Origin of the sequence: Streptomyces sp. NPDC047028, from assembly GCF_040644095.1 — a bacterium.
Classification (GTDB): domain Bacteria; phylum Actinomycetota; class Actinomycetes; order Streptomycetales; family Streptomycetaceae; genus Streptomyces.
The window spans coordinates 114,909-124,694 of record NZ_JBEYVS010000026.1 but is presented as its reverse complement, the minus strand read 5'-3'; the positions used below and the strand labels follow the sequence as shown (position 1 = coordinate 124,694).

Sequence of the window (9,786 nt, the reverse complement as noted above, 5' to 3'; positions counted from 1 at the left end):
TGCAGATAGGCGATGACGTGGTCGACTGGTCGAGGGTGCCGCTGCGCCCACCCGTGCCGCCCCTGGCGGCACGCATGCCCGCAGCTGGGTGAGGAAGTGCCCCGTAAGGGGCGCGGGGAACTGCGCGATCAGCCCCCACTCGGCCGCAGGAGGTGATGGGCCGCGACCGGCCCCGGGCTATACGCCCTGGGTGTAGGAGAAGAACCTCGTCGGGTCGTACTGCTTCTTCACTGCTGCCAGGCGGGACGCCCCCGCCCCGTAGTACGCCTTGCGCCAGTCCCGCAGGGTGGGGTCCGTGTAGTTCTGGTAGGCCGCGCCCGAGGCGTAGGGGCGCATCGCGGTGTGGGCTGTGGTGAGCCAGGACTGGGCCGTGGAGCCGGACGCGGGCGCCGGCCAGGAGGCTATGTACTGGGCCAGCATGCGCGAGCGGCGGTGGACGAAGGCCGTGGCCGTCGGGGAGACCCGGTTGATCGCGCCGCCGAGTGCGGTGAGGGCGATGCTGCCCGCACCCCCGCGCACCGAGCTGATCTGGTGGAGGAGGGTTTGGATGCCCGAGGGAGACAGAGAGCGGTCGAAGAAGTCCGAGCGGGCCGCGTAGGTTTCGCGGCCGAGACGGCCCTGCGGGGAGCGTCCCGGGGTCGTGCCGGGCAGGTGGCACTGGGGTTCCGTGGCGAAGGACGAGCAGCCGGCGTAGATCTCCATCGCCTCCTCGTAGCCATGGCGGTGCAGGGAGACCGAGGACGCGTTGGCGCCGGCCGCGTGGGCCAGCCGGTCCACCGCGTTCTTCAAGTCACCGTAGGAGCCGAGGGAGAACGCCGCCACCGAGATGGTCGGGGTGCCGCCCGCGCTCGCCAGGTGGAGGGACGACCAGATCTCGTCGGGCTGGGACGGCCCCCACTCCTGCCACGCCTTGACGACCGCCGCCGCCTTCGACCACGGCCAGGCCAGGTACCCGGTCACCCCCTGCCGCAGCGGATGCGTCCGGAAGCGCAGCTCGGTGACGACGCCGAAGTTGCCGTTGCCGCCGCCGCGCAGCGCCCAGAACAGGTCGGAGTGGTGGGTGGCGTCGGCGGTCAGCTGGGTGCCGTCGGCGGTGACGATCGTCGCCTGGGTGAGGTTGTCGCAGGTCAGGCCGTACGCGCGGGACGCGACCCCGTGGCCGCCGCCCAGCGTCAGGCCGGAGACGCCGACCGTGGGGCAGGAGCCCGCCGGAATCGTCACGCCCTTCGCGGCCAGCCCCCGGTAGACGTCGATCAGCTTCGAGCCGGCGCCGACGACCGCCTGCCCGCCGCTCACCCGGATCCGGTTCAGCCTGGACACGTCCAGGATCAGCCGGTGGTCCCCGGAGGAGTAACCCGCGTACGAGTGGCCGCCGTTGCGGATCGACACGGGTATGTGGTGGGCGTGGGCGTACGCCAGCGTCGTACGGATGTCGCCGGTGTGGGCGACGTACGCCACCGCGGCCGGTTTCAGGCCGTCGAAGCGGGTGTTGTACAGCTGGTGGGCCGTCTTCCAGGCCGCGTCGCCGGGGCGCACCAGCGTGCCGTCGAGGTCACGGGCGAGGGCGGTCCAGTTCGCTGCGGCCGCCTGACTCGTCGTCCGCATCGCCGGCGCGGAGGAGCCGGCGGAGGAGCGGGCGGCGGCTGTGTCCGTGGACGGCGAGTCGGCGTGCGGTGAGCCGTCAGCCGCGCCGCACCCGGCCAGCGCCGTCGCGGCCAGGGCGGCCGCCCCGCCCGAGATGAACGTACGCCGTTCCATGTCCCTTGTCCCTCCACGCCGGCTCCGGACCCCGCACGGAAGCCCGGCTCTCTTCGTACGAGACGACGACTCGGCCGCGCGGGTTCCCTGCCCGTTCCGTGACCTCACCGCACTGACGGCAGGGGTTCACTCCGCGTTCACTTCGGGCCATCGGCGGCTTCACCTGTTCTGCCTAGTTTCAGCCGTGCCCGGTGCGGCGAGGATTGCGCACCGACCTGACTTCGCACGCCGCCGACAGCGGCGGCTCCTGGAAGGAACACCCGAACGTGAAGCTTCAGCGCAAGAACCGGCTGCGCGCCCTGTCCCTCGGTGCTGCCGCCGTCTCCGGCGCCTTGGCCCTGACGGCGTGCGGCTCCGACGACACGGGCGGCAAGACGTCGGGCGGTGCCTCGTCCACCGCCAACGCGAGCTCCGTGAAGTGCGACGGTGCGAAGGGACAGCTGCTGTCCGACGGCTCCTCCGCGCAGAAGAACGCGATCGACGCCTGGGTGAAGACCTTCTCCCAGGCCTGCGGCGTGCAGATCAACTACAAGGCGGGTGGCTCCGGCGCCGGTGTCACCTCCTTCACCCAGGGCCAGATCCCGTGGGCCGGCTCCGACTCCGCGCTGAAGCCGGACGAGGTCACCGCCTCGCAGAAGGTCTGCAAGGGCGGCCAGGGCATCGACCTGCCGATGGTCGGCGGCCCGATCGCCGTCGGCTACAACGTGGAGGGCGTGGACAACCTGGTCCTGGACGCGCCCACCCTCGCCAAGATCTTCGACGGCAAGATCACCAACTGGAACGACCCCGAGATCAAGAAGCTGAACCCCAAGGCGAAGCTGCCCGACCTGAAGATCCAGGCGTTCCACCGCTCGGACGACTCCGGTACGACGGACAACTTCACCAAGTACCTGATCGCCACCACCCCGGACAACTGGAAGTACTCCGGCGGCAAGACCTGGCAGGCCAAGGGCGGCCAGTCCGCCGCGCAGTCCTCCGGTGTGGCCCAGCAGGTCAAGCAGACCAACGGCGCCATCGGCTACTTCGAGCTGTCCTACGTCGGCGACGGCGTCAAGGCGGTCAGCATCGACACCGGTGCCGCCGCGCCGGTCGCGCCGACCACCGACAGCGCCACGAAGGCCATCGCCGACGCCAAGATCACCGGCACCGGCAAGGACCTGTCGCTCCAGCTGAACTACACGACCAAGGCCGACGGGGCGTACCCGATCACCCTGGTGACGTACGAGATCGTCTGCGACAAGGGCAACAAGGCCGACACCCTGCCCGCGACCAAGGCGTTCCTGCGCTACATCGCCTCCGAGGACGGCCAGAAGATCCTCAGCGGCATCGACTACGCCCCGATGCCCGAGGAGATCATCACCAAGGTCCGCAGCACCGTCGAGGGCCTGAGCTGACCTGACCGATCCCGTGCGCGGCCCGTCCACCTCCTCCCGGGGCGGACGGGGGCCGCGCCGTCCGGTGCACCGCCGCCATGAGCCGTCGTACGCCCGGGAGGGCCGCGGCTCCGCAGACCGGAGAACCCGATGGACATACCGACGCAGACACCCGACGCATCCCCGCCCCGGCCGACACTCCAGCCGACACCCACGCCGACACCGCCGCCTGGAACCGGCCCCGACGAGCCCCGGCACGCCGCCGCCCGGAGCGTGACCCGCCCCGGCGACCGGATCTTCCTCGGCCTCTCCCGCGGCTCCGGCATCCTGCTGCTGGTGATCATGGCCGCGATCGCGGTCTTCCTCACCTACCGCGCCTCGCTCGCGATCAGCACGGACCACGGCAACTTCCTGACCGTTTTCGAGTGGAACACCAACACCGACCCGCCGGTCTTCGGCATCGCCGTGCTGGCCTTCGGCACGGTGGTCTCCTCGGTCATCGCGATGGCCCTCGCCGTCCCGGTCGCGGTCGCCATCGCGCTGTTCCTCACGCACTACGCCCCGCGCCGGCTGAGCGGCCCCATCGCCTACGTGGTCGACCTGCTCGCCGCCGTGCCGTCCATCGTCTACGGCCTCTGGGGCGCGCTGATCCTCGTACCGCACATGACCGGCCTCTTCGGGTGGCTGGACACCTACTTCGGCTGGACCGGGCTGTTCTCCTGGGAGGGCGGCGCCCCGCGGTCGATGCTCACCGTGGGCATCCTGCTCGCGATCATGATCCTGCCGATCATCACCAACGTCAGCCGCGAGGTGTTCCGGCAGGTCCCGCGGATGCACGAGGAGGCGGCCCTCGCCCTCGGCGCCACCCGCTGGGAGGTGGTCCGCACGGCTGTGCTGCCGTTCGGCCGCTCCGGTGTGATCTCCGCGTCGATGCTGGGCCTCGGCCGTGCGCTCGGCGAGACGATGGCCGTCGCCACCGTCCTGTCGCCGACGTTCGACATCCAGACCAGCCTGCTCGACCCGGGCGGCGGCACCTTCGCGCAGAACATCGCCGCCAAGTTCGGCGAGGCCACCGAGTCGGGCCGGGACGCGCTGATCGCCTCCGGTCTGGTCCTGTTCGTCATCACCCTGCTGGTCAACGGAGCGGCCCGGGCGATCATCGCCCGCCGCAAGGAGTACTCGGGGGCGGCCGCATGAGCGCGATCACCGACAACGCGCCCGCGCGCGGCGGCAGCCTTCAGGGCGCCCGGCTCCCGAAGTGGTCGCCGTGGGTGATCGCGGCCGGGTCCGCCGCCGTCGCCGCCGGTATCGGGACGGCGGCCGGGATGGGCAGCAAGGTGGAGTGGGGACTGATCGCCGGGCTCCTCTTCGTCCTCGGCACGTACGTCCTCGCCGCGCGCGTCGAGGGCCGCCGGCAGGCCAAGGACCGGATCGCGACCTCGCTGGTGTGGGTGGCGTTCCTGCTCGCCGTCGTGCCGCTGGTCTCGCTGATCTGGACGACCGTGCAGCGCGGGGTGAAGGTCCTCGACGTCTACTTCCTGACCCACTCCATGGGTGTGGTCGCCGACTCCGAGCCGGGCGGCGGCATCTACCACGCCATCCTCGGCAGCCTGGAGCAGGTGGGCCTGGCGACCGCGATCGGCGCGCCGGTGGGGGTGCTCACCGCGATCTACCTCGTGGAGTACGGCGGGCGGGGACGGCTCGCCAAGGCGATCACGTTCTTCGTGGACGTCATGACCGGCATCCCGTCGATCGTCGCGGGCCTGTTCATCCTCAGCCTGATGCTGATGTCCGACATGCAGCCCTTCGGGTTCGCCGGCTCGCTCGCCCTGGCGATCCTGATGATGCCGGTCGTGGTCCGCTCCACGGAGGAGATGCTGAAGCTCGTCCCGAACGAGCTGCGGGAGGCGTCGCTGGCCCTCGGCGTGCCGAAGTGGCGCACCATCCTGCGGGTGGTCCTGCCGACCTCCGCCGGCGGCATCGTCACCGGCGTCATGCTGGCGGTCGCGCGCATCGCCGGGGAGACCGCGCCGGTGCTGCTGCTGGTGTGGGGCAACCCGTTCATCAACGCGAACCCCTTCGAGGGGGCGCAGGCGTCGCTGCCGCTCTACATCTACCAGCAGTACTCGCAGAGTTCGGGCTCGACGGCGGCGTACGACCGCGCCTGGGCGGCGTCCCTCACGCTGATCGCCTTCGTGATGATCCTCAACCTGGTGGCCCGCGGCCTCGCCCGCCGCAGGTCACCGCGCTAGTCGGAAGTGACGTGACAATCATGGCCAAGCGAATCGACGTGAGCGGGCTGACCGCCTACTACGGCTCCCACAAGGCGATCGAGGACATCTCGATGACGGTCGAGCCGCGCTCGGTGACGGCGTTCATCGGGCCGTCCGGCTGCGGCAAGTCGACGTTCCTGCGCACGCTGAACCGCATGCACGAGGTGACGCCCGGCGGGCGCGTCGAGGGCAAGGTGATGCTCGACGCCGAGGACCTGTACGGCACGGGCATCGATCCGGTGTCGGTGCGGCGCGAGGTCGGCATGGTGTTCCAGCGGCCGAACCCGTTCCCCACCATGTCGATCTTCGAGAACGTGGCGGCGGGGCTGCGGCTGAACGGCACCGCGAAGAAGAGCGAGCTGGGCGACATCGTGGAGAAGTCGCTGCGCGGCGCGAACCTGTGGAACGAGGTCAAGGACCGGCTGAACAAGCCGGGGGCCGGCCTGTCGGGCGGTCAGCAGCAGCGGCTGTGCATCGCGCGGGCGATCGCCGTGGAGCCGAAGGTGCTGCTGATGGACGAGCCGTGCTCGGCGCTGGACCCGATCTCCACGCTCGCCATCGAGGACCTGATCGGTGAGCTGAAGGAACGGTTCACGATCGTCATCGTGACGCACAACATGCAGCAGGCGGCGCGTGTGTCGGACCGTACGGCGTTCTTCAACCTGGCGGCCGTGGGGCAGCCGGGCCGGCTGGTCGAGATCGACGAGACCGCCCGGATCTTCGCCAACCCCTCGGTCCAGGCGACGGAGGACTACATCTCGGGTCGCTTCGGCTGAGCGTTCCCCGCCCCCCGAACTCCTCGCGGTGCTGCATGGCGGTGCCACCCCGGGGACCCGCTGGGCCCACCTCCGTGCGCGGGGGTGGGCCCGGCCCTGTGTCCGGCCCCGGGGCGCCGCCGCCGGGGTGGCTCGGTCAGAGCCAGCCCCTGTGGGCCGCCTTGATGCCCGCTTCGAAGCGGCTGGTGGCGTCCAGGCGTTCCATGAGGGCGGACATCTGGCGGCGTACGGTGCGCAGGGAGACGCCGAGGCGCTTGCCGGCCGCCTCGTCGGTGAGGCCGGAGGCGAGCAGCTTGAGCAGTTCCCGCTCGGTCGGCGTGAGTCCGCCGTCTGCCGGGGCGGTGCCGCGGTCGGCGCCAAGCGGCACGGCGGTCTCCCAGGTCTGCTCGAACAGGGCGACGAGGGACGCGACGATGCCACGGGACCGGGTGCAGAGCGCGCCGGCGCGCGTGTCGGCCGGGTCCAGCGGCACGATGGCGATCCGCCGGTCGAAGACGACCATGCGGGGCGGCACGATCGGCGTGGTGCGCACCTGCCCGCCGTTCTCGGTGAGCCAGCGCGCGTAGCCGTGCGTGGGCGGGTCGTTGCGGGCGCTGTCCTGGTAGATCGTGCGGATGCTCACGCCCCGGCCGAGTGCCGCCGCGTCCAGCGGCCGGGACGCCTCCAGCGCACCGCGTGACTGCGCCCCGCCGGGGTTGATGCCCAGGCACTCCGACTCCAGCTCGCGACTGAGCTGTTCGAGGCGGGTCTGGATGGCGTCCAGCCCCGTCAGGCGCTCGGCCTGTTCGGTGCCGGACTGACGGCGGCCGCTGTGAAACTCGGCGACCGCCCGAGCCACCGCCTCCTTGCCGCGGGCCACCTCCTGCTGCCGCCGGAGGATCTCCGCCTCCTGGCGGCGCAGCAGCAGCTCCAGGCCGAGGTCGGGGCTGACGGGGCGCAGGGTGCCGGGCGACTCCCGGGAGGACTGGAGGAGTTCGAGGTCGACGAGCTGGTCGAGGCAGGAGCGGATCTCCGCCTCCGGCAGGCCGAGTTCGGCGCTCAGCTCGTCCACCCCGGCCCATGGCTGCCGCAGGAGTGAGCGGTAGACCGCTTCCACGGCAGGCGCCAGTCCCAGGACTTCCAGCATGCGACCCCTCCAGTCCACACCGCTCTCACGGCCCCCACGTGCACCATCCGCGATCTTGCCACAGGTGTGGCTGATTGCGGGTTGTTGTGATGAAGGAGTGGCCGGCCGGGCGGAGTGTGACATCACCTTGGCGGCTGTCCCTCGAAACTGCTTCTTTCGTGGGGCAGTTGGCACCTCGGTGCCAGCCACCTTGGTGCCAGGGCGGAAGCCTTCCTGAGGGCGTTCACGCAGGCCAGGATGAGGTCATCGGATGAGCGGCACCGGCCGGGCCGCCCAACCGGTGGGCCGTAGAGGGCGGTTGAGGACATCCGCCCCGGCTGACCGACCACCACCTGTCACTTCCTCCCGGAGGCTTCGATGACCACGCCCGCGTCCACCCCGGCCGGTTCCGCCCGTACCCCGCGCCGCCGGTGCCGTACCGCCGCCGTGGCCGCAGCACTGGGCGCGGTGCTGCTGGCCGGTGTCGGCGCCGCCGGCACGGGACACGCCCCCGCGCACACCGCCGCCGACAACATCAGCTGGGACAGCCCCGCGCCCGGCAACATCAGCTGGGACACGGCGCCCACCGGCGCCGCCTGAGCCGAGCCGGCCGGACATGCCGATCGTCAGGGTGCGCTTCCGGAGCGCCGCACCCGCCCGCCCCGCCCCCGAAAAGTCCCGCGTCTGCTCCCCGCTCCTGCACGACCTGCTGTGGGCGCACGCCCTCCCTGCCGACGGCATCGACCACATCACGGTGCGGCCCTTCACCGCCGGCCGCACGGCGACCGAGGCCGCCGTGTTCGTCCGCGCCGAGTCGGACGCCCGCGCGCTGGGGATCGTCCGCGCACTGCTCGACCGGGTGCGCCCGCACTGCGAGGCGCACGGCCTCACACCGGACGTACCCACCGACTGACGCACCCGACTGACGTGCGCACCGACTGAGGTGCCCGTCGACCGGGCCCGCCCCGCGCCACACGTGCGCCCTTCCGCCGTCCGGTCGCGCCGTCCGCGACCCGGAGACCGAGACCAACCAACCGCATCACACGAGGAGTTCCGTCATGCCCGCAACCCCGCACGCTCCCGCCACCGGCCGTCGTTCCGCCGCCGCGGTGGTCGCCGCGCTCGCCGCCGTCGTGATCGGCGTGACCGGTTCGCTCGCCGCCGCCCCGGCCGCACACGCCGCGACGCACACCGCGTCGAACACGACCGCGGCCCTGACGGCCACCTCGACCGTCGGCGGCCAGATCACCCGCTCCGAGATACTCCAGCGCGCCCAGTCCTGGATCGACAAGGCGGTGCCGTACAGCCAGAGCGCCTACGCCTCGGATCCGCAGGGCCGCCTCTATCGCACCGACTGTTCCGGCATGGTGTCGATGGCCTGGCACCTGCCCACCAGCGCGACCACCTACTCCCTGCCCAACTACTCCTCCAGGCTGGGCAGTCTGGACGACCTGCAGCCCGGTGACATCATCAACAGCGGCGAGCACGTGGTCATCTTCCAGAGCTGGACGAGCTCGGCGCACACGAGCGCCAACATCATGGAGGAGGCCCACACCGGCACCGACGCGCGCCACGAGACCTACAGCCGCGACTACCTCACCTCGAACGGCTTCCTGCCCTACCGCTACGACCACGTGAGCGACTCCCCGGTCACGGCGCCGGACCCGGGCATGACCAACCTGACCCAGGTCGGCGACCTCACCGGTGACGGCGTGCCCGACCTGATCGCCGTCGAGTCCTCCACGGGCGACCTCTACCGCTACAACGGCCCCGGCTTCGTGGGCGACGCCGGCCGCACGAAGATCGGCAACGGCTGGAACTCCATGAGCGACCTCGTGGGCGTCGGCGACCTCACCGGTGACGGGGTGTCCGACATCCTCGCCGTGGACGCCTCCGACGGGAACCTCTACCGCTACTCGGGGCCGAACTACAACGGCGGCACGAAGGTGCAGATCGGCACCCACTGGGACTCGATGACCAACATCACCCCGGTCGGTGACCTCACCGGTGACGGGGTGCCCGACATCATCGCGGTCGAGAAGTCCACCGGAAAGCTGTACCGCTACTCCGGCCCCAACTACAGCGGGGGTTCGCGCGTCGAGATCGGCAGCGGCTGGAACGTCTACAGCACGATCGTGGGCGTCGGCGACATCACCGGCGACGGCACCGCCGACATCATCGCCGTGGACGCCACGGACGGGAACCTCTACCGCTACTCCGGCCCGAACTACAACGGCGGCACCCGGACCCTGATCGGCAACGCCTGGAACACGATGACCGACCTCGTGGGCGTCGGCGACCTCACCGGTGACGGCGTGCCCGACCTGCTCGGCGTCGAGAAGTCCACGGGCAAGCTGTACCGCTACTCCGGTCCGTCCTTCACCGGCGGCTCGCGGGTCGAGATCGGCCACGGCTGGTGAACTCCGGCCCCCTCGGGGGCGGCCGGACTCCCGGCCGCCCCCGCCCCGGCACCACGTGGCCGTCCACCGGCCCCCGCCCCG

Annotated in this window: 9 protein-coding genes; 7 read left to right on the top strand and 2 right to left on the bottom strand. The window is 71.3% G+C overall.

Annotation, left to right across the window (positions count from 1 at the left end; translation table 11 throughout):
- Positions 1-177: 177 nt before the first annotated feature.
- On the bottom strand, positions 178-1,758 hold the full coding sequence (locus ABZ854_RS23345) for an FAD-binding oxidoreductase (protein ID WP_361213996.1): 1,581 nt from the start codon (positions 1,756-1,758) through the stop codon (positions 178-180).
- 266 nt (positions 1,759-2,024) lie between these two features.
- Between ABZ854_RS23345 and pstS the strand changes: the two genes are divergently transcribed.
- The 4 genes from pstS (at position 2,025) to pstB (ending at position 6,180) form a co-directional block, all read left to right on the top strand.
- Positions 2,025-3,152: a phosphate ABC transporter substrate-binding protein PstS gene (gene pstS, locus ABZ854_RS23340; RefSeq protein WP_361213994.1), complete on the top strand. Its 1,128-nt coding sequence runs from the start codon at positions 2,025-2,027 to the stop codon at positions 3,150-3,152.
- Positions 3,153-3,281: 129 nt separating this feature from the next.
- Positions 3,282-4,328, top strand: a complete 1,047-nt coding sequence (gene pstC / locus ABZ854_RS23335) for a phosphate ABC transporter permease subunit PstC (protein ID WP_361213992.1) — start codon at positions 3,282-3,284, stop codon at positions 4,326-4,328.
- Positions 4,325-5,383, top strand: a complete 1,059-nt coding sequence (gene pstA, locus ABZ854_RS23330; protein WP_361213990.1) for a phosphate ABC transporter permease PstA — start codon at positions 4,325-4,327, stop codon at positions 5,381-5,383. Before pstC ends, pstA begins: the two co-directional genes overlap by 4 nt.
- 20 nt (positions 5,384-5,403) lie before the next feature.
- A complete protein-coding gene (gene pstB / locus ABZ854_RS23325) occupies positions 5,404-6,180 on the top strand; it encodes a phosphate ABC transporter ATP-binding protein PstB (RefSeq protein ID WP_361213988.1) in 777 nt (258 codons plus the stop codon).
- 136 nt (positions 6,181-6,316) lie between these two features.
- Here pstB and ABZ854_RS23320 read toward each other — a convergent pair whose 3' ends face one another.
- Positions 6,317-7,306, bottom strand: a complete 990-nt coding sequence (locus ABZ854_RS23320) for a LuxR C-terminal-related transcriptional regulator (RefSeq protein ID WP_361213986.1) — start codon at positions 7,304-7,306, stop codon at positions 6,317-6,319.
- 357 nt (positions 7,307-7,663) lie between these two features.
- On the opposite strand from ABZ854_RS23320, the gene ABZ854_RS23315 reads away from it, so the two are divergent.
- From ABZ854_RS23315 to ABZ854_RS23305, 3 genes are all read left to right on the top strand, one after another.
- Positions 7,664-7,885: a hypothetical protein gene (locus ABZ854_RS23315; RefSeq protein WP_361213984.1), complete on the top strand. Its 222-nt coding sequence runs from the start codon at positions 7,664-7,666 to the stop codon at positions 7,883-7,885.
- A 16-nt stretch (positions 7,886-7,901) separates the two neighbouring features.
- Positions 7,902-8,198: a hypothetical protein gene (locus tag ABZ854_RS23310; protein WP_361213982.1), complete on the top strand. Its 297-nt coding sequence runs from the start codon at positions 7,902-7,904 to the stop codon at positions 8,196-8,198.
- 145 nt (positions 8,199-8,343) lie between these two features.
- A complete protein-coding gene (locus ABZ854_RS23305) occupies positions 8,344-9,705 on the top strand; it encodes a VCBS repeat-containing protein (RefSeq protein ID WP_361213980.1) in 1,362 nt (453 codons plus the stop codon).
- The last annotated feature ends 81 nt before the right edge of the window (positions 9,706-9,786 follow it).